The 19378-nt window shown below is 51.7% G+C and carries 19 protein-coding genes and 1 tRNA gene; 10 read left to right on the top strand and 10 right to left on the bottom strand.

Annotation, left to right across the window (positions count from 1 at the left end; genetic code table 11):
• Positions 1–10 precede the first annotated feature (10 nt).
• The 8 genes from EFO84_RS03875 to EFO84_RS03840 form a co-directional block, all read right to left on the bottom strand.
• Entirely contained in the window at positions 11–643 is a 633-nt protein-coding gene (locus EFO84_RS03875; RefSeq protein WP_127346755.1) for an NADH:ubiquinone reductase (Na(+)-transporting) subunit D, read from the bottom strand.
• A complete protein-coding gene (locus EFO84_RS03870; protein ID WP_127346754.1) occupies positions 636–1424 on the bottom strand; it encodes a Na(+)-translocating NADH-quinone reductase subunit C in 789 nt (262 codons plus the stop codon). The genes EFO84_RS03875 and EFO84_RS03870 overlap by 8 nt, the downstream gene beginning before the upstream one ends.
• On the bottom strand, positions 1417–2616 hold the full coding sequence (locus EFO84_RS03865; RefSeq protein ID WP_127346753.1) for an NADH:ubiquinone reductase (Na(+)-transporting) subunit B: 1200 nt from the start codon (positions 2614–2616) through the stop codon (positions 1417–1419). The genes EFO84_RS03870 and EFO84_RS03865 overlap by 8 nt, the downstream gene beginning before the upstream one ends.
• A 2-nt stretch (positions 2617–2618) precedes the next feature.
• Entirely contained in the window at positions 2619–3959 is a 1341-nt protein-coding gene (locus tag EFO84_RS03860) for a Na(+)-translocating NADH-quinone reductase subunit A (RefSeq protein ID WP_127346752.1), read from the bottom strand.
• 236 nt (positions 3960–4195) lie between these two features.
• Positions 4196–5377: an enoyl-ACP reductase FabV gene (gene fabV, locus EFO84_RS03855; RefSeq protein ID WP_127346751.1), complete on the bottom strand. Its 1182-nt coding sequence runs from the start codon at positions 5375–5377 to the stop codon at positions 4196–4198.
• Positions 5378–5480: 103 nt separating this feature from the next.
• Positions 5481–5816, bottom strand: a complete 336-nt coding sequence (locus EFO84_RS03850; protein ID WP_127346750.1) for a BolA family protein — start codon at positions 5814–5816, stop codon at positions 5481–5483.
• The gene (locus tag EFO84_RS03845) at positions 5816–6268 is read right to left on the bottom strand and encodes a hypothetical protein (RefSeq protein WP_127346749.1); all 453 of its coding nucleotides are present in this window, start codon (positions 6266–6268) and stop codon (positions 5816–5818) included. The genes EFO84_RS03850 and EFO84_RS03845 overlap by 1 nt, the downstream gene beginning before the upstream one ends.
• Before the next feature lie 348 nt (positions 6269–6616).
• Entirely contained in the window at positions 6617–8416 is a 1800-nt protein-coding gene (locus tag EFO84_RS03840) for a cation:proton antiporter (RefSeq protein ID WP_127346748.1), read from the bottom strand.
• Between the two features lie 159 nt (positions 8417–8575).
• On the opposite strand from EFO84_RS03840, the gene EFO84_RS03835 reads away from it, so the two are divergent.
• The 3 genes from EFO84_RS03835 to EFO84_RS03825 are packed head-to-tail and all read left to right on the top strand — an operon-like array spanning position 8576 to position 12343.
• Positions 8576–9598 (top strand): Fe(3+) ABC transporter substrate-binding protein, encoded by a 1023-nt coding sequence (locus tag EFO84_RS03835; protein WP_127346747.1) that lies wholly within the window; start codon positions 8576–8578, stop codon positions 9596–9598.
• 5 nt (positions 9599–9603) lie between these two features.
• Positions 9604–11259 carry an ABC transporter permease gene (locus tag EFO84_RS03830; RefSeq protein WP_127346746.1) on the top strand — a complete coding sequence of 552 codons (1656 nt, stop codon included), beginning with the start codon at positions 9604–9606 and terminating at the stop codon, positions 11257–11259.
• A gap of 25 nt (positions 11260–11284) precedes the next feature.
• The gene (locus EFO84_RS03825; RefSeq protein ID WP_205701945.1) at positions 11285–12343 is read left to right on the top strand and encodes an ABC transporter ATP-binding protein; all 1059 of its coding nucleotides are present in this window, start codon (positions 11285–11287) and stop codon (positions 12341–12343) included.
• Here EFO84_RS03825 and EFO84_RS03820 read toward each other — a convergent pair.
• Positions 12320–13309 (bottom strand): CorA family divalent cation transporter, encoded by a 990-nt coding sequence (locus EFO84_RS03820; protein WP_127346744.1) that lies wholly within the window; start codon positions 13307–13309, stop codon positions 12320–12322. The genes EFO84_RS03825 and EFO84_RS03820 overlap by 24 nt on opposite strands.
• Positions 13310–13453: 144 nt before the next feature.
• Between EFO84_RS03820 and EFO84_RS03815 the strand changes: the two genes are divergently transcribed.
• The 3 genes from EFO84_RS03815 to EFO84_RS03805 are packed head-to-tail and all read left to right on the top strand — an operon-like array spanning position 13454 to position 15840.
• Positions 13454–14428 carry a calcium/sodium antiporter gene (locus tag EFO84_RS03815; protein ID WP_127346743.1) on the top strand — a complete coding sequence of 325 codons (975 nt, stop codon included), beginning with the start codon at positions 13454–13456 and terminating at the stop codon, positions 14426–14428.
• Positions 14425–14868, top strand: coding sequence for a DUF3429 domain-containing protein (locus EFO84_RS03810; RefSeq protein WP_127346742.1), 444 nt, complete (start codon positions 14425–14427; stop codon positions 14866–14868). The genes EFO84_RS03815 and EFO84_RS03810 overlap by 4 nt, the downstream gene beginning before the upstream one ends.
• Before the next feature lie 27 nt (positions 14869–14895).
• Positions 14896–15840 carry a mechanosensitive ion channel family protein gene (locus tag EFO84_RS03805; RefSeq protein WP_127346741.1) on the top strand — a complete coding sequence of 315 codons (945 nt, stop codon included), beginning with the start codon at positions 14896–14898 and terminating at the stop codon, positions 15838–15840.
• Here EFO84_RS03805 and EFO84_RS03800 read toward each other — a convergent pair.
• The gene (locus EFO84_RS03800) at positions 15812–17692 is read right to left on the bottom strand and encodes an AMP-binding protein (RefSeq protein ID WP_127346740.1); all 1881 of its coding nucleotides are present in this window, start codon (positions 17690–17692) and stop codon (positions 15812–15814) included. The two genes, EFO84_RS03805 and EFO84_RS03800, sit on opposite strands and share 29 nt — an antisense overlap.
• Before the next feature lie 181 nt (positions 17693–17873).
• On the opposite strand from EFO84_RS03800, the gene EFO84_RS03795 reads away from it, so the two are divergent.
• The 4 genes from EFO84_RS03795 to EFO84_RS03780 all read left to right on the top strand — a co-directional run bounded on the left by EFO84_RS03795 (position 17874) and on the right by EFO84_RS03780 (position 19251).
• Positions 17874–18095 carry a bacterioferritin-associated ferredoxin gene (locus EFO84_RS03795; protein ID WP_127346739.1) on the top strand — a complete coding sequence of 74 codons (222 nt, stop codon included), beginning with the start codon at positions 17874–17876 and terminating at the stop codon, positions 18093–18095.
• A gap of 44 nt (positions 18096–18139) precedes the next feature.
• Positions 18140–18625: a bacterioferritin gene (gene bfr / locus EFO84_RS03790; protein ID WP_127346738.1), complete on the top strand. Its 486-nt coding sequence runs from the start codon at positions 18140–18142 to the stop codon at positions 18623–18625.
• Positions 18626–18630: 5 nt separating this feature from the next.
• Complete coding sequence (gene bfr / locus EFO84_RS03785) at positions 18631–19104, top strand: bacterioferritin (protein WP_127346737.1); 474 nt, start codon at positions 18631–18633, stop codon at positions 19102–19104.
• A gap of 56 nt (positions 19105–19160) precedes the next feature.
• Positions 19161–19251 (top strand) — tRNA-Ser (locus tag EFO84_RS03780).
• Positions 19252–19378 lie beyond the last annotated feature (127 nt).

Below are 19378 nucleotides of genomic sequence, written 5' to 3'. Positions count from 1 at the left end.
TGTGGCTCCCTTAGTCCTTCGGCTCAACTTGTTCCTTGCGGAACGTGCGTAATACCCAGATAAAGCCACCGATGATAAAGAATGCGCTTGGCGGTAATACCAATAAGCCCACCGGCTGATACCAGCCACCTTCAGACACCAATGACAGAATCTGATAGCCAAACAAGCTGCCAGAACCAAACAATTCACGGATAAAGCCAACGGTTAATAGCACCACCGAGTAGCCTAAGCCGTTACCGATACCATCAAGGAAAGATAACCCCGGCGGGCTCTTCATGGCATAAGCTTCAGCACGACCCATAACGATACAGTTGGTAATAATCAGACCAACGAATACCGATAATTCTTTGGCGATGCTGTACGCATAAGCGCGCAGGATTTGATCCACCACAATAACCAAACTGGCAATAATGGTCATTTGCACGATGATCCGCACACTTGAAGGAATGTGGTTACGAATCAACGAGATAAAAAAGTTCGAAAAGGCTGTCACGAAAGTCAATGCAATACACATGACCAAGGTGTTTTCCATTTTCGAGGTAACCGCTAAGGCCGAACAAATACCGAGGATCTGCAGGGCAATTGGGTTGTTAGCAAAGATTGGCCCAAACAGAACCTCTTTGATTTCCTTCTTACTAGCCATTGTTCAGCTCTCCTTGACGGATCTTCTCTAACAGCGGGCCATAGGCTTTATCGCTAAACCAATATTGGAAGGTGTTCTCAACGCCGTTACTGGTTAAAGTAGCACCCGACAACGCATCAACATCATGGGCTGGGTCAGCAACGTTTTTAGTCACATCAATTTGCACTGTGCTCATATCGTCACCATACAACTGTTTGCCTTGCCAACCAGCAACCCAGTTCGGGTTTTGAATTTCGCCGCCCAAGCCAGGAGTTTCCATGTGCTCATAGAAGTTCACACCTTTAATGGTGTTCAGGTCCGGCTCAAGTGCCAACAGACCATACATAGTGCCCCACAAACCGTAGCCACGAATAAACACCACCAAGGTTTCTAGTTCGCCGTTGCTGTCGTTGATAAAGTACAACTTGGCGACGTTTTCGCGTGAACCGATACCCGCGGTGTCTTCGGCTTTATCCAGCTTAGTACCTAAGCCTGGCTTTTTCGCCACGCTGATTGGGTTGTAGTCAGTGGCGTTTTTGCCATCGACACTATCCACATAGGTCAGCGTGTTGAGGTCAACAAGACGCGTATCAACGCGTTCTTCGAATAACGCGATGACGTCGGTGCCAGGCTGTAACAAGCCAGCTGCATCAAGCACGTTACGTTGCATATCTAACGCTGCGTTTTTCTGCTGCAGCGGTTTCAAACCAACCGCTGAGCCGGCTACGATGATGGCGCACACCAAACACAGTGCGACCACCACAAACAGCGTTTTGCCGAGAGTTTCGTTTTTGTTAGACATTGCGAGCCAATCTCCGCTTAATGTTCGCTTGCACAACGAAGTGGTCAAACAGTGGCGCAAACACGTTCGCAAACAAGATTGCGAGCATGATGCCTTCTGGGTATGCCGGGTTTACCACCCGAATCAATACCGTCATGGCGCCAATCAAGAAGCCATACCAGAACTTCGCTTTATTGGTAAATGAGGCGGATACTGGGTCGGTTGCCATAAACATCATACCGAAGGCAAAACCACCCACCACCAAGTGCCAGTACCACGGCATCAAGAACATGGTGTTGGTGTCGCTGCCAATGGTATTAAACAGCACCGATAACGCCACCATCCCAATGAACACGCCACTGACGATGCGCCATGAGGCAATGCGGAAGTAAATCAGTGCTAGACCACCAATGAGAATCATCAGGGTTGATACTTCACCCATAGAGCCTTGGATGTTGCCCAAGAAGGCATCCCACCACAGCGCCGTATCGCTGAAATAGTTAGTACCGGTTGCCGCTTGGCCTAACAAGGTAGCGCCAGAGAAACCGTCTACCGCGGTCCACACTTGGTCACCAGAGATTTGCGCTGGGAAAGCGAAGTACAAGAAGGCACGACCGGTCAGCGCTGGGTTTAAGAAGTTACGGCCAGTGCCGCCAAATACTTCTTTACCAATCACCACACCAAAGGTGATACCCAAAGCTACTTGCCACAAAGGAATGGTTGCTGGCAGGGTCAATGAGAACAACACTGAGGTGACGAAGAAGCCTTCGTTGATTTCGTGTTTACGCACGCTGGCGAACAGCACTTCCCAGAAACCGCCCACAATAAAGGTGGTGGCATAAACCGGTACGAAGAAGCAGGCACCGTACAGTAACTTGCCGGCCCAACCAGCATTGGCTAGGTCACCACCGAGCAATTGGAACAAGCCTACTTGCCAGATATCAGCCAGCTCATAGCCGTTGCCGAGTGCTAAAAAGGCTTGGTTACCAACGTTGTACATACCCCAGAACATGGCTGGGAATGTCATCATCCACACCAAAATCATGATGCGCTTAAGGTCCACGCTGTCTTTCACGTGGGTCACACCTTTGGTGACTTTACCTGGCGTATAGAAGATCGTCGCCGCAGCTTCGTATAAGGCGTAAAACTTCTCGTACTTGCCGCCTTTTTCGAAGTTCGGTTCAATCTCTTCGAGGAAATGTTTCAAACCCATGATCAGCCCTCTTTCTCGATGTCATTTAGCATCGTGCGTAATGCTGCCGCGTATTCATATTTGCCTGGGCATACGTACGTACAAAGCGCTAAATCTTCTTCATCAAGCTCCAGCACACCCAACTTAGCGGCCTGCTCGGAATCACCTGATAAAATATCGCGCAACAAAATGGTTGGCAGGATGTCCAACGGCATGATGCGTTCATAGTTGCCAATTGGCACCATAGAACGCTCTGAACCGTTGGTGGTGGTGGTCATAGCGAATAGCTTTTTCGGTGCCAAATGGCCCAAATAAGCACGCGTCACAGAGTGTTGATTGACACCCGGTTTGATCCAGCCGAAGAATTCTTTTTGGTCACCTTCAGTCAGCGCGGTCACTTGCAGATGGAAACGCCCTAACCATTGGTGCGCGTCATCAACCTTATGACCGTTCAATACTGAGCCTGAAATGATACGTTGATTGCCCGCCTGCAGTTCACCTTTGGTCAACTCAGTCAGGTTGGCGCCAAGAACAGTGCGCACTAAACGTGGATTGCTGACGCTTGGGCCAGCTAACGCAACTACGCGGCCGTTATACAGCTCACCGCTGGTGAACAGCTTGCCGTAGGCAATCACGTCTTGGTAGTTGATATGCCACACCTGCTTGCTGCTGCTGACTGCGCTTAAGAAGTGAATGTGAGTACCCACTAAGCCGGCTGGATGCGGGCCAGCAAAGCTTTCAAGCTGCACCTTAGCGTTACCGACAGCAACTTCGGCATCAGCCGCTTTACTGACAAATACCGTACCGCTCGTCAGCGTGGTCAGTACCTGCAAGCCATCAATAAAGGCTTGTTGTTCAGCAGCAATGATAGTAGCTGGGTTAGCCGCCAATGGATTGGTGTCCATGGCATTAACAAAAATCGCGGCAGGTTCTGCGTCAAGTTTCGGCGAGCGGCTAAATGGCCGGGTGCGCAAGGCTACCCATTGGCCAGCGGCATTTAACTGCTCAACCACTTTAGCACGGTCAAGGCTGGCTAGCTGGTCGCTGCTGTAGCTATCAAAGCTGACTTTGTCGTCACCTTCAAGGCTAATAACCACCGCTTGCAACACCCGTTGCGCACCACGCAGCACGTCTTTCACCACACCGGCAGCCGGAGCAGTAAAAGTCACACCTGGGTTTTTCTTGTCTTCGAAAAGTATTTGGCCTTTGGCCACCCGGTCACCCACCTGCACATGCATGGTAGGACGCATACCGACATACTCTTCACCTAAAACGGCAACGGAAGTGATGGCAGGGCCATCATGGATACTTTGCTGGGGCGCTCCAGAAATTGGAATATCCAGCCCTTTCTTGATTGTAATCATACGCGTAAGCACTACTCGTTAGGGAAGATTGATCTTGCTCCACGCCCGCGCTAGCAAGCATGAAACCCTGAAAAATCAATTAGTTAGTGCAACAAAACGGTGCAAAACCACAACTGTTGCACTGCCTGATTTTTGTTCGTGTTCACCTAGGGCGGGCATTTTAGCAATTTGTGTCGCGGGTTACTACCTCACACGACACAAATTTTCCCGATTTCAAAGGGCTGATTGCGTGGTGATTATGACCAGTTTACCACTGGGTCTACATCGGCATCATAATCCACCCCTGCTAGGCCAAAACCGAACAGTTTGAGGAAGTCAGCATGATAGCCTTGGTAGTCCGCCAGCTCATGGAAATTCTCTTGAGTGACTTGATCCCATAACGCTTTGATCTTGGCTTGAGTGGCTTGATTGGTCTCTTTACCATCCATGCGCATACGCCCGGCTTCGTCTAATTGCGGTGCTGCCGCATACAGGCCTTCAGTAAACAGCCGGTAGATCTGCTCGATACAGCCTTCATGCGTGCCCTCTTGCTTCATCACGCCATAAATCAACGAGATATATAGTGGCATCACTGGAATGGCTGAGCTGGCTTGGGTAACTAAAGCCTTGAGTGACGATACATAGGCTTTCAGCTGCTTGTCTTGATGATTGCTACGCAGCGCCGCGGCGGCGCGATCAAGATCTTCTTTCGCTTTACCAATAGTGGCATGCCCGTAAATCGGCCAAGTCAGTTCTTTACCAATGTAGGTGTAGGCCGTGGTGATTGCGTTATCCGCTAAGACACCCGCTTCACTCAATGCCGCCAACCACAATTCCCAATCTTCACCGCCCATAACCTTCACGGTTTGCATGATTTCGTCGTCGTTGGCAGGTTCTAAGGTAATTTCCTTGACCTGATCTTTGTCGGTATCGTAGGTCTTGGTCGTGTAAGCCTTGCCAATAGGTTTCAGGGTTGAGCTGTACAACGTGTCAGTAGTTGGGTCAAAGCGCTTCGGTGACGCCAAACTATAGATCACCAGATCGACCTGCCCCATGCTGGCTTTAATCTGGTCAATCACTTGTGCTTTGATTTCGTTGGAGAACGCATCACCGTTAATGGTGTGGGCTTTCAGCCCAGCTGCTGCCGCAGCTTGATGAAACGCCGCAGTGTTGTACCAGCCAGCGGTCGCGGTGCGCTTTTCTGACGGCTCTTTTTCGAAACACACGCCGAGGGTTTCAGCATCAGCGCCAAACGCCGCGGTGATGCGCGAAGCCAAGCCATAACCGGTTGAACAGCCGATCACTAAAACCCGCTTCGGCACGCCGGCAAGCGGGCCTTGGGCACGGATATAATCGATTTGTTGTTGAACATGAGCAGCACAACCAACTGGATGTGCATTAGTGCAGATAAAACCGCGGATCTTGGGCTGAATAACCATATTCGAGCTTCCTGTAGTGATAAATCGTCGAGCTATAAGTGGGCGCTAGTGTACGCCACTGTGCGCCATTAACAGATCTGATGTGCTTTGCCGTTGTTTGCCGTTAAGGCGCTTTACTGCCACCGCGACAAGCTGGCGACGCCGGCGCCAATTGCTGCCGTTGTTGCCATTCGCTTGGGCTGTAAAGGTGCAGCGCCAGTGCATGCAGCGGGCCCGCTAGTTCTGCCGCGAGCAACTGATTAAGCAAGCGATGCCGAGCAATGCGGCTGAGCCCAGTAAACTGCTCACTCACCAACGTCAGTTTATAATGTGAATCTAATTCACCACGGCCATGCAGATGACTCTCATTGACCAGCTCCAAATAGTCGCAAGGCAAAGCCTGCTGCAGCGTGGCTTCAATACGCTGAGCTACAGCGGTCGTTACAGTGTGACTCGACATCAGTTACTCCCCCCTTGATCAACGGCGCTAAAACAAATGCGTCGATCGCGACCGACACTTGCTAAGGCATTAAAGATAGAGGCGTTACGTTGCTGCCCTTGTGGCACCACCAAGCGATAGAATTGTGAACTGACGGTACCCGACTGTTGCCACAAAATAACGTCGTATTGCTGCTGAAACTCAGCCAGTAGCGCCAAACCCTCATGCCGCCGAGCCGGAAATGCAGTAACTTCGCCAATAACGCGCCAGCGCCGCAATTCATCCGCCTCGGCCATCAGCGCATCGTTGATGCGGTCACGGCAAAAACTCAGTTGTAACACACCATCAGCGAAGGCCCATTGTTGATCGGGTAATAGGCTTAAATCGAGCGCCTGAATCAAGGCAATATCATTGTTGTCAACGCTTTCGGTAACTGGTTCGCAGGCCCATAAAAGGCAGCTAAAAATGCTCACAAGGAGAAGCCGCAGGCGATTGCCTGGAGAAAAACTGAAGCGATAACGAAAAACTGTTGAGGCCATTAAGTTGCTCATCTGACGCCATAAAAGAGGCGCTTAGCATAACAGTTTGTCGGCACTGGGTGAATAAGCTAGATGATAACCACAGGACATTCACAACGGGGAGAGCTTAGGCAAAGAGAGATGTTGTAATTAGACGAACATCCATGTTCCAACGAAGTTACTTCGAATCCTTGAGTTAACTTCTTAATCCTTAAAACGCACTTTATATTAATTTTTGATAACTTTCTATTACAATTTTGAAACAAACACTCAACTGGTTGATTTGGGTTGAAATTTAGTTGTTTACTCGCTCGTCTCAGGGGTTTTGCTAACCAATGCAACGATTTGCCAGCCCGCTTGTGGCTGCAGTTGATCATCACTGGTAAAAGGCCGGCAAATGTCACGTTCATCCAACGCAAATAGCGGAATTGCACTGTCTTTGTAGCGTTGTTGATAGTCGGCGAAGGTAAAGCTTTCGGTCAAATTAGTGGTCTTCACCTGCGCCCCTTGAAACACCAAGCTGGATAATTTCGAGAAACTGCAATGACTATTAAACAACTTCAAGCGCTCGCGATAGTGCTGCGACAATTGATAGCGCGCGGCAGCATCATGTTCATTACTTGGCAGTGCCAGTACTTTATCAGCACCAAACCAGTCACTAAAGTGCATGGCCACCACCGGATTCAGCTGCTTATAAGGCGACATCACTAACACCCGGCCAATGCCGGTTAAGTCCATATGGTTTTCGGCATGTTCCGAGGTCGGGTTACCAAAATACACCGGCAGACCATCCATGCGGGCTTGGCGAATATGTTCCCAGTTGGTGTCGGCTAATAGCACCGCTACGTCGTGCTGTTTTAACGCTTTAGCGATCAGCCGCGCCGGTTGATTAGCACCAAAAATCAGGAAACCATAGGCTGGCGGCTGGCGCAAGCCAAGCCACTGCGCCACCCACTTGGCACTCAAGCTCTGCAAAATGACCGTCGCCATAATCACTAAAAACACCAACGGCACCAGGAGATTGGCGGATTCCCAGCCGGCTTGTTGCATTTTAATGGCGAATAACGCTGAGACCGCTGCTGCCACGATACCACGCGGTGCTATCCAGCTTAGCAGTAGCTTCTCTTTGAAGGTGACATCGGTGCCAAGTGCCGACAGCCAGACGCTCAGTGGCCGCGCCACCACTAAAATGAAAACAATCAGCAAGGCGGCGCCAAAGCCTAACTGGGCAAACGCATTGGCATCTAGACGAGCGGCTAAAATGATGAACAACCCAGAGATCAGCAGCACGCTCAAGGTCTCTTTAAACTCAATGATGTCGTCAAGCTGCAGGCCACGAATATTGGCCATGGTAATACCCATCACGGTCACCGTCAGCAAACCTGACTCGTGTTGTAAGGCATTGGAGATAGCAAACACCCCAAGCACCACCACCAAGGTGGCAACATTTTGCAAGTAGTGTGGCAGCCAGCCGCGCATCAGCGTGACCGCCAGCAGCCGCGCCGCGGCATAACCAATGGCAAAGCCCACCAGTAAGGTGATAGCAAAGGCTTGCAAGGCATGCCACCAACCCTGCCCTTGTTGCGCCACCAAAAATTCAAACACTAATACCGCTAATAGCGCACCGACGGGGTCAATGATGATGCCTTCCCAGCGCAGGATATTGGCAATCTTGCTGGTCGGTCGCACTGAGCGTAGCATCGGCATGATCACCGTGGGGCCAGTAACCACCACTAAAGCACCGAATAGAGCGGCTAATTCCCAGCCTAAATCGGTCAAATAGAACGCCGCTACCGCCACGCTCACCCAAGTTACCAGCATGCCAATACTGACCAAATGCGTTACCATACGACCGTGATCACGAATTTCATCAAAACGCAGGGTTAAACTGCCTTCAAACAGAATAATGGCGACGGCCAGCGATACCATTGGGAATAGCAAATCGCCGAACACTGCATTAGGCGCCAGCACACCAAGCCATGGTCCGAGTGCCAAACCGGTCAGTAATAGCGGTAAAATAGCAGGGATTTTGAGCCGCCAAGCACCCCATTGGCAGACAATAGACAACACACCAATGAATGCCAACGCCGACAAGTCACTCATATTCCATCCTTAATATGCGGGAATCTAACTGTCATTCACCGTAGCTGATCGGTTTCTACCCCGCAAGAAATATCCCTTTTGGTGTAGTAAAATCTTATTGATAATTATTCGCATTTGAGTAAGAATAACGGCTATCTCGAATACTACAGGAGCATCCCTATGCGTTTATTATCTGCGGCCACGATCACTGCGGTGGTGACATCTACCTTACTCAGTAGTTTGGCGCAAGCGGCTACGGTTAATCTGTATTCAGCGCGCAAAGAAGCGCTGATCAAGCCCATGTTAGAGCAATTCACCGCCCAAACTGGCATTGAGGTGCGCTTACTGACCGGCTCAGGTGATGCACTGCTGGCCCGCCTACAAAACGAAGGAGCTAATAGCCCGGCCGATTTATTCTTAACCGTAGATGCTGGCAACTTACATCGCGCCGCACAAGCCGATGTATTTCAACCATTAGGCTCCCCCACTGCCATCAATGCAGTGCCTGAGTACTTGCTCGGCGATGACAATTTATGGGTAGGCTTGAGTGTACGAGCACGGCCAATTTTTTACGCCATTGACCGCGTTGACCCAAGTCAATTAAGCGGCTATGCCGACCTCGCCGCTGCCGAATGGAAAGGTAAAGTATGTATTCGTTCATCAGACAACATCTACAATCAATCGTTGACCGGGGCATTGTTGGAGCATTGGGGTGAAGCCGCAACTGAAAGCTGGGCGCGTGGCTTGGTCAGTAATTTTGCTCGCCCGCCAGTGGGCGGCGACCGCGACCAAATTTCTGCCGTAGCCGCCGGCATGTGTGACATCGCTGTAGCCAACACCTACTATTACGGCATCATGCAGGGCAGCGATGATGCTAAAGAGCGCGAAGCCGCTAGCAAAGTCGCCATTTTTTGGCCCGACCAAGCCAGTCACGGTACCCACATCAACGTATCAGGGATTGGTCTAACCCGGCATGCTAAGAACGTCGACGCAGCCCGCCAACTGATTGAGTTCTTATTGTCCGCCGAAGCACAAGCTTGGTATGCCACTACCAATAATGAATACCCGGCGGTCGAGGGTGTCAACTGGAGCGAACGTCTGCAGAGTTGGGGCACCTTTAAGCAGGACACCCTACCCATGGCGGTGTTAGGTGAAAATAACCCTGCCGCTGTACGCTTAATGAATCGTGCCGGCTGGCGTTAAACCCAGTGCCACAGCAGTTCTGGCGACAAACGTCATTAGTCCTTACCGCAGTGGTATTAGGTATACCACTGCTGGTGATTTGCTGGAGTCTGCTCGATTTATTAGTGAGCGGTAGCGAGACACTCAGCCATTTGTGGCAAACTGTTGTTCCCGAATACATCCGCAATTCACTGGCCTTGCTGCTTGGTGTCGCAATAGGCGTCATATTACTTGGGGTGAGTACTGCTTGGCTGACCACCGCCTGTCGTTTTCCTGGGCAAAAATTTCTCAGTTGGGCGTTATTATTACCGCTCGCCATGCCCGCCTACATCACGGCCTATACCTACACCGGTCTATTGGACTTTAGCGGGCCAGTGCAAAGCACCTTACGCAGCCTCACCGGCTGGGGCTTCGGTGATTACTGGTTTCCAGAAATACGCAGCCTAGGTGGCGCCATTGCCGTGCTCAGTTTGGTGCTGTTCCCCTATGTTTATCTGATTACCCGCGCCACCTTTTTACAGCAATCGGCAACCACTATTGAAGCGGGTCGCAGCCTTGGCCTGAACCCCTGGCAGTGCTTTTGGCGTCTGGCCATGCCATTAGCGCGCCCAGCTATTGTTACCGGAACCACCTTGGCGCTGATGGAAACCTTAGCCGACTATGGCACCGTGCAATATTTTGGCGTGACCACCTTCACCACCGGTATCTTCCGCACTTGGTATGGCTTGGGTGATCTCAATGGCGCCCTGCAACTGGCGGGCATCTTACTGATCGCGGTGGTGATGCTGATGCTGATTGAGCAGTGGTCGCGCCGTGCCGCGCGCTATGACCAGCGCCAGCAACGCAGCGCCGAACCTTTTCGCTTGCGTGGTTGGCGCGCGCTAGCTGCTGCTTCAGTGTGCTGGCTGCCACTGCTATTCGGATTTTTGTTGCCCGCCAGTCAACTGCTCAGCTGGTCCGTGCAACGCTGGCAAATTTGGCAAAGCGCTGAGTTCTGGCAACTGGCTGGTAATAGCTTTCTATTGGCCAGCAGCGCCGCCCTGTTGGTCATGCTCATTGCTCTATGGCTGGCCTATGGCCGTCGCCAAGTCAACAACCCAGTGGTGCGCACCAGCGTTACCCTTGCCGGGCTTGGTTATGCCATGCCAGGGCTAGTGATCGCGGTGGGCCTGTTACTGATGCTGGGGCGTGTTGATCAGTGGCTGATAGCGCTCAGTCAAGACTGGTTTGACTATAATCCCGGGTTGCTGCTGTCGGGTACGTTATTTGCCTTGCTCTTCGCCTACAGCGTGCGCTTTCTCAGTGTCGCCCTGCAAACCATTAGTGCTGGCTTAGCGGAGATTCGGCCGAGCATGGATGAAGCCGCACGCATTCAAGGCTACAGCCCGCTGCAAGTACTGCGCCGTATTCACGCGCCACTGCTGCGCCCGAGTATTTTAACGGCACTATTGCTGGTTGGCGTAGACGTACTAAAAGAACTCCCAGCAACGCTGGTACTGCGCCCCTTTGATTTCAACACCTTGGCGGTACGGGCTTATGAAATGGCCGGTGATGAGCGCTTAGCCGATGCCGGGCCACCCGCCTTAATGATGGTGTTGGTCGGCTTAATTCCAGTTATTTTGTTGTCGCGCGCTATGCTAAAATCATCGCGTAAAGCTTTGAAGGAGCCTGAATTTGTCTAGCCTAACGCTGCAGCACATTGGCATTATGATTGCGCAAAACCCCATTGTACGCCACGTCAGTTTAACCTTGGCCAGTGGCGAAATCGGCTGTCTGCTGGGCCCCAGTGGCTGTGGCAAAACCACATTATTGCGTGGTATTGCCGGTTTTCAGGCGCTGCACGAAGGGCAAATTTTACTCGATGATCAGGTCGTTTCAAGCAGCACCACCACGCAACCGCCCGAGCAACGCGGTATTGGCATGGTGTTCCAAGACTTCGCCTTATTTCCGCATCTCACCGTGGCTGAAAACATTGCTTTTGGAATGCGTAAAGCCAGCTCAACCGAGCGCCGTTTGCGCGTTGACGAACTACTCACACGTATCGGTTTACCCGGTTATCAAGGCCGTTACCCGCATGAGTTATCGGGTGGTCAACAGCAACGTATCGCGCTGGCACGAGCTCTGGCACCACGGCCACGTATTCTGTTACTCGATGAGCCGTTTTCTAGCCTTGACGCGGAACTACGCGAAAAGCTAGCGCTCGAGGTACGGCAGTTATTGAAGCAAGAAGGTATTACCGCGTTGTTGGTCACCCACGATCAGCAAGAAGCCTTCGCCATGGCCGATAAGGCCGGCATGATGTATCAAGGTGAATTATTGCAGTGGGAAACGCCCTATCAGCTGTACCATACCCCGCGCCACCAATTAGTGGCCGATTTTATTGGGCATGGGGTGCTGATGCAGGGCACCGTCAATGCCAGTGGTTCTTTGGCCTCACCGCTGGGCATGATTGAAAATTCAGCGTTATTGCAGGTTGCGGCTGGTACGCCGGTGAGCTTTTTGGTGCGCCCCGACGACATCGTTATGGATCCCCGCAGCCGATTACGCGGCACCATTAAGTCACGCGGTTTTCGCGGCGCCCATAATTTATATACCGTGGCACTGCCCAGTGGTATTGAAATACTGACCCTCAGCCCATCGCATGAGCAGCTTGAGGTGGGCAGCAAAATTGGCCTGCGCCCAGAATTTGATCACTTGGTGGTATTTGCCGCCGATTACTGTGAGCTACCCGGTAGTTGGCAGTTACCAGAAGCGCAAACGCCGTAGGAGCAAGTACTCCACTACTGCAATCACGCTCAGCGCAGCGCAGAAAATCCAGAACGCACGCTCATCGTCTACCCCCGGCATACCGCCAATATTGATACCGAATAAGCCGGTGAGAAAACTGATCGGCAAGAACACCCCAGCCACCATAGAGAGCCAATAGGTGTTACGATTCATTTTCTCCGCCACCTCTTGCTGCAAGTGTTCGCGTAACATCCACACTTGCTCAAGTAGCATTTCGAGATCTTCAAGCACGCGATGACAGCTATCGCGCTCGTTACCGAGCCACTGGAGTAGCTCGGCTTCCATCCATTTCTGACCATCGGCACTCAAACGCTCTAGCGCCGCTAATTGCGGCCGAATGAAACGCAACAAGCGCAGCATGCGGCGATGCAGCGCAGTTAACTGTTGCTGACGTTGCGCCGTAGCAGCTTGATCATTGGTTTCGATGGCTTCCAGCTGCTCTTCAATGGTATCGATGAGCTCTTCCACGCGGTTGTTCATTTCTTCAATCAACATCACCAGAAAATCATGCAGCGACTCGGGCCCTAACTGCTGCGCTAAACGCTCTTGAATAATATGTACGGCTTTAATTTTGCGCCGGCGGAAACTGTACAAGTTGCCGTTGTAATACAGAATACGGATGCTCAGCATATCTTCAGGCTGCTCACCCTCGCCCAAGTTGACACTGCGTAATATCAACAAGAAGCCATCATTGAGGCGCTCAAAACGCGGCCGAGTATCCTCCATCAGTACTGCATCAATCAGTGGTTCTGGAATGTTCGCCTGAGCCAGCCAGGCGGCTAGCCCTGGGACATCGCGCTGCAAATGAAACCAACGTTGTTGCGCTTGATGAAAATCAGCTGTTAATGGCTGCGCTGGATGGGTGGCAAAGTCCCACGCATCGAGCATAAACTCGGGGCGCTGTTGCTTTAGCTGAGTAGCAGATGGTGGCGATGGTTGGGTCATAAGGTATTGATATTTTTGTTGCCTCGTTAATGAGTCAGTGTAGACCTGAATAACCAGCATGCAAATAGAAACATTCACAAGCAGCGCCAAATGACGCTAGAATAACCCCCACACTCTTTCATCAACTCGATAATCAGGATAGCTATGTTACTTGCCATTGCAGCCGTAATTGGTGGTCTCGCCCTACTCGTTTGGAGCGCCGACAAATTTGTTGATGGTGCCGCCGCAACCGCTGGTCATTTGGGTATGCCAGCGCTGCTGATCGGTATGGTGGTGATTGGTTTTGGTACCTCAGCGCCCGAGCTGGTGGTCTCTGCGATTGCCTCTATGCAGGGGAATCCGGCGCTGGCACTGGGTAACGCCTATGGTTCCAACATCACCAACATTGCGCTGATTATCGGTCTAACTGCCCTTCTGGCACCCATTACACTGAATAGCCAAGTATTAAAGCGTGAAATGCCGTTGTTGATCATGGTGACTTTGATCGCCGCTTACCCGCTGTGGGACGGCATCATCACCACCTTTGAAGCGTGGTTCTTATTAGGCGTATTCGCCATCTATATTGGTTGGAGCATTGTCGAGGGCATGAACCAACCGAGCGATCAACTGAGCGGCGAGTTTGAGCAAGAACTCAAGGCCAAGTTGATGCCGATGAAGCAAGCCATCATTTGGCTAGTGATTGGTTTGATTTTGTTGATTATCAGCTCGCGCCTGTTGGTCTGGGGTGCAGTGGATATTGCGACCGCATTGGGTGTCAGTGACCTCGTCATCGGTCTCACCGTGGTCGCTATTGGTACCTCGCTGCCAGAACTGGCCTCAGCCATTGCTGCCATTCGTAAAAACGAGCATGACCTGGCTATTGGTAACGTGATTGGCTCGAATATGTTTAATACCCTCGCGGTAGTCGGTTTAGCCGGAGCTATCCACCCTATCCCACTAGAGCCATTGGTACTGCAGCGTGATTGGGTAACGATGCTGGGGCTGACGTTACTGCTGATGGCGTTCGGCTTCCGCCCGAATAATCGCCCTAACCGTATTAACCGCGTTCATGGCGCCATTCTGTTGTGCTGTTTCATCGGCTATACCGGTTATTTGTTAAGTACTGGGTTTAGCGCATGAAGCCCGAGCAACAAGCATTCGCTGAGCGCTTAGGTTTTGCTGGGCTACTGCCGTTTTTAGGCTTTGCTGTGGCGGCTTTATTGGGTCTCCACAGCGCTGCGGCCACCCTGGCATTTGCCCAGTACAGCGCCATTATTCTTAGCTTTTTAGGCGGTGTTCATTGGGGCATTGCCATGCGCGATAGCAGCGCTAGCAACGCTCAACTGGGCTGGAGCATGGTGCCCTCGGTAATTGGTATGAGCGCCTTACTACTGAGTTGGTTTACCAGTGTAACCTGGCTGTTAGCCCTGTTAGCGCTGACCCATTTATTTTGGCTCAATTACGAGCGACGCCGCTTTGACGGGCAGCAGAACCATGATTGGTATATCCAGCTGCGCCGCCAACTGACCTTTACCGTAGTGGCATTACACGTTATTTTAATCATAATTTCATGGTCATAACCGCCTCAGGCGAACGGAGCAGAGCGCATGTGGAATCGTCTTACCACCACACTGAACGAAGCCTTTGCTGGGCTTGGTACCGAAGTATTTAAAATCGGCGAAGCCAGTATTACCTATGGCGTTATCTTTCGTTCACTGCTGTTACTGTTGGCCGCCTATGTGGTGTCACGCATTGTGCAACAAGCGCTAACCCGCTTCAGCCGCTATCGCCAGAACACCGTCAGCGCCTCATCGCTCTACACCATCAAACGCTTAAGTCATTACACCATTATGGTGATTGGTTTTATCATCGCCATTGCGGCACTGGGTATCGACCTGACCAAGTTCGCCATCTTTGCCAGTGCTCTCGGTGTTGGTATCGGTTTTGGCTTACAAAACTTGATTAGTAACTTCAGCGCTGGATTGATTTTGTTGTTCGACAAAACCTTAAAGGTCGGCGACTTTGTTGAACTTGAGTCGGGTGTTACCGGTGAAGTGAAAGAAATCGCTATTCGTAGCACCATAGTGACCACCAATGACAACATCGATATCATTGTACCGAACTCAGAATTTATTAATTTTCGTGTCACCAACTGGACCATGACCGACACCTTTCGGCGTCTAAAAGTGCGCTTTGGGGTGGCCTACCATAGTGACAAAGAGCTAGTTCGCAAAGCAGTGCTAGAAGCCGCAGACCGCGTCAAGTACACCCTCAAAGATAGCTATCACAAAAGCCCACAGGTGTGGTTGCGTAACTTTGGTGACAACGCCTTAGAATTTGACCTAGTGGTGTGGCTCACTGCCGATGCCATTAATCGCCCCAGTGCCGTGCAAGCCGCCTACATGTGGGAAATTCATACCTCACTCCTCGAGTATGGTATTGAAATACCCTTTCCCCAGCGCGATCTGCATGTGCGCAGCTGGAGTGCTGAGGCAGTGCCACCCAGCAGCGCAGCTGGCAAGCCTAAGCAGGCGGATTCAGCAGACTCTTAAGCTCGTCTACACAGGCCGGATCATCAATGGTTGAGGGGACGTTGACCGGTTTACCCTCGGCCAATTCCCGCAGCAGCCGGCGTAAAATCTTACCCGAACGGGTTTTTGGCAAGCGCGGTACCACCACCACGGTGCGTAAGCACGCTAAAGCGCCAATCTCATTGCGCACCAATTGCACCAACCGCTCACTCAATTGCTGCGGCGATAGCTCCACACCGTCTTTGGTAATCACTAAGCCGATTGGAATCTGCCCTTTCAGTTCATCATGAACGCCAATGACCGCGCATTCAGCCACCGCTGGGTCGAGCGCCAACACCTGCTCCATTTCACCGGTCGATAACCGATGGCCGGCCACATTAATCACATCATCGGTGCGGCCCATGATAAATACATAACCATCGTCATCTTTGTAGCCACCATCGCCACTGCTGTAATAGCCTGGGAACTCGCTTAGGTAGCTTTGCACAAAGCGCTCGTGACTGCCCCAAATACTGGTTAAGCAGCCGGGTGGCAGCGGTAATTTAATCGCCACGGCACCTTGCTCGTTGTCAGCAACGGGGCTGCCATCAGCGGCCAAAATTTGCACATCATAGCCGGGCATCGGTAAAGTCGCTGAACCAGGCTTCACGGGGTATTCACCAGCACCCACCGGGTTGGCACAAATCGCCCAGCCCGACTCAGTTTGCCACCAGTGATCGTACACCGGCTTACCGGTCAGCTCGCGAGTCCACTCGTAGGTTGGCGGATCAAGCCGCTCGCCGGCCATGTAAATACGCTGCAAGGCTGACAAATCATGACCGACCATTAATGCGCCACTGGGGTCTTCCTTTTTAATGGCCCGAAAGGCGGTGGGCGCCGCGAATAATACCTGTACCCGATACTCAGCACAGATACGCCAGAAGGCTGCCGCATCGGGAGTTTTTACCGGCTTACCTTCATACATAATGGTGGTGGCGCCGGCCAATAATGGCCCATAAACAATATAAGAATGGCCAACGACCCAGCCAACATCAGAGGCAGTAAACATCACTTCACCGGGCTTCAGCCCATAGACCATCTGCATCGAATAATGCAGTGCCACGGCATAACCGCCGCTATCGCGCACCACACCCTTGGGCTTGCCGGTGGTGCCGGAGGTGTACAAGATATACAGCGGTGCAGTGGCAGGCATCACCGCACACTTGGCGGGAGTGACTCCCCGCAGGGCTTGCTGCCAGTCGATATCACGCCCCGCGCTTAACTGCGCTGGTGCTTGCGGGCGTTGCCACACAATAACGCGTTGTGGTTGGTAGTGACTGAGTTCTAGCGCCTTGTCGAGCAACGGTTTATAGGCAATCACACGATGAACCTCAATGCCGCATGAGGCGCTGATGACCACTTTCGGCTGCGCATCATCAATACGCAGTGCCAACTCGTGGGCAGCAAAACCGCCAAATACCACCGAATGAATCGCCCCGAGGCGGGCACAAGCTAACATAGCAATGGCTGCTTGTGGGATCATCGGCATATAAATCACCACCCGGTCGCCAGGCTTTACGCCCTGCTGTTGCAGTAGCCCAGCAAATAGCGCTACTTCATCACGGAGTTGACGGTAACTAAATTGCTGTTTGGTGGCAGTCACCGGGGAGTCATAGATCAGCGCAGTCTGTTCGCCGCGACCATTATCGACATGATAGTCCAACGCCATAAACGCCACATTGAGCTCGCCGTCGGCAAACCAGTGCGCACAGCCATCCGCTTGCAAACTAGCACCAGTAGCTGGCTCTTTAAACCAATGCAGCTGCTGCGCTTGTTTCAACCAAAAGCTATCGCGCCGCTGCAATGATGCGCTGTAATCACGTACATAACTCATAATCCACCTCAACCGACTGCATCCATTTGTCCCGCTTTAATGTAGACGACAATTGCCTGCCGCGACAATGCGACTTAGGTCGGAAGCCTGCTGCGCAACCGTGACTGATAAATTACTAATAAGTGTATTGCGAATCATTCTTATTTAGTTTAAGATAATTGCAGTTACTGAGGAGCAAACCATGTACGTGTGTTTATGCAAAGGGGTCACCGATAAGACTATCCGCCAAGCGGCTGATGATGGTGTCACCAGTATGCGTGAATTACGCGCCCTGTATGGTGTCGGCAGCCAGTGCGGAAGCTGTACCAGTTGTGCCCGCGAGGTGCTCAGCGAGCACTTAGCTACACGCCAGCAAAAATTCCAACAATTACCTACCCTTCCTATCGCAGTGTGCTACGCTTAACAGACTATTTTTATCGCTGTTAGTCTGCTGTAGGAGTTTCATCTATGTCTGCTTTACTCACCGGCAGTGCGCCGGTATTAGCCGAGCTAAATCGTGTGCTCACGCGCAAGCTCACAGCCATCAATCAGTATTTCTTACACGCCCGCATGTATCGTAATTTTGGCTTTGAAGCGCTCAACAAACATGCCTATAAAGCCTCCATTTATGAGATGAAGCATGCCGATGCACTGATTGAACGCATTTTGTTGCTTAAAGGCCTACCGAACCTACAGGAACTCGGTAAGTTATTTATTGGTGAAGAGCCCGAAGAGATGCTTCAGCTCGATGCCAAGGTTCAGCTCGCTGATATCCAAGTCATCCGTAGCGCCATCGGAGTCTGCGAGCAAGCGCAAGATTATGTCAGTCGCGAACTTCTCAGCGAAATTTTAGAGCAGCAAGAAGACTACCTTGATTGGTTGCAGACCCAGCTCGACTTACTCAAGCAACTGGGCCAGTCCAACTATCTGCAAAGCAAAATTCATCAGGAGTAATAACCATGTTAGATCGTGACAACGCCGATATCGTCAAGCAACTGAACCGCCTACTGGCCTTTGAATTAACCTCTATTGACCAGTACACCGCGCATTCACGCACTTACGAAGACATGGGCCTGAACAAACTGTATGAACGTATCAACCACGAGGTTGATGATGAACGTGGTCATGCCGATCTGCTGATTCGCCGCATCTTGTTCCTCGGTGGTCAACCGGCTATGAACCAGCGCGAAGCACACAGCATTGCCACCGATGTGCCGACCATGTTAGCCAACGACTTGCAGCTCGAATACAACAACGCAGCGACCCTGCGCGAAGTCATTCAGTTTTGCGAAAAAGTCGGTGATTTCGTCAGCCGTGACATGCTCATTGGCATTTTGCGTGATACTGAGCAAGACCACGCTTACTGGCTGCGTCAACAACTCGAACTGATCGAGCGCTTGGGCTTACCAAATTACCTCCAGGCACAGTTATAAACCATCAATCACCTTGACTTGCCGCGGCTGAAAACCTAACATACGCGGCACTTTATGGAGAGGTGTCCGAGTGGTTGAAGGAGCACGCCTGGAAAGTGTGTATACGGTAACCCCGTATCGAGGGTTCGAATCCCTCTCTCTCCGCCAGATACAGAAGGGCCGCCGCAAGGCGGCTTTTCTGTATCTGGCGGAGAGAGAGGCTTTGATGAGAACCCTTCGGTTCGACCAAACGGCAGGATAGCCGTTTGGCACAGCCGCCGGCTGCCCGCAGGGC

Source organism: Pseudidiomarina mangrovi (genome assembly GCF_003999375.1).
In the GTDB taxonomy this organism is placed as follows: Bacteria; Pseudomonadota; Gammaproteobacteria; order Enterobacterales; family Alteromonadaceae; genus Pseudidiomarina; species Pseudidiomarina mangrovi.
The sequence above is the reverse complement of the archived record's forward strand: the minus strand, read 5'-3'. Positions and strand labels throughout refer to the sequence as shown.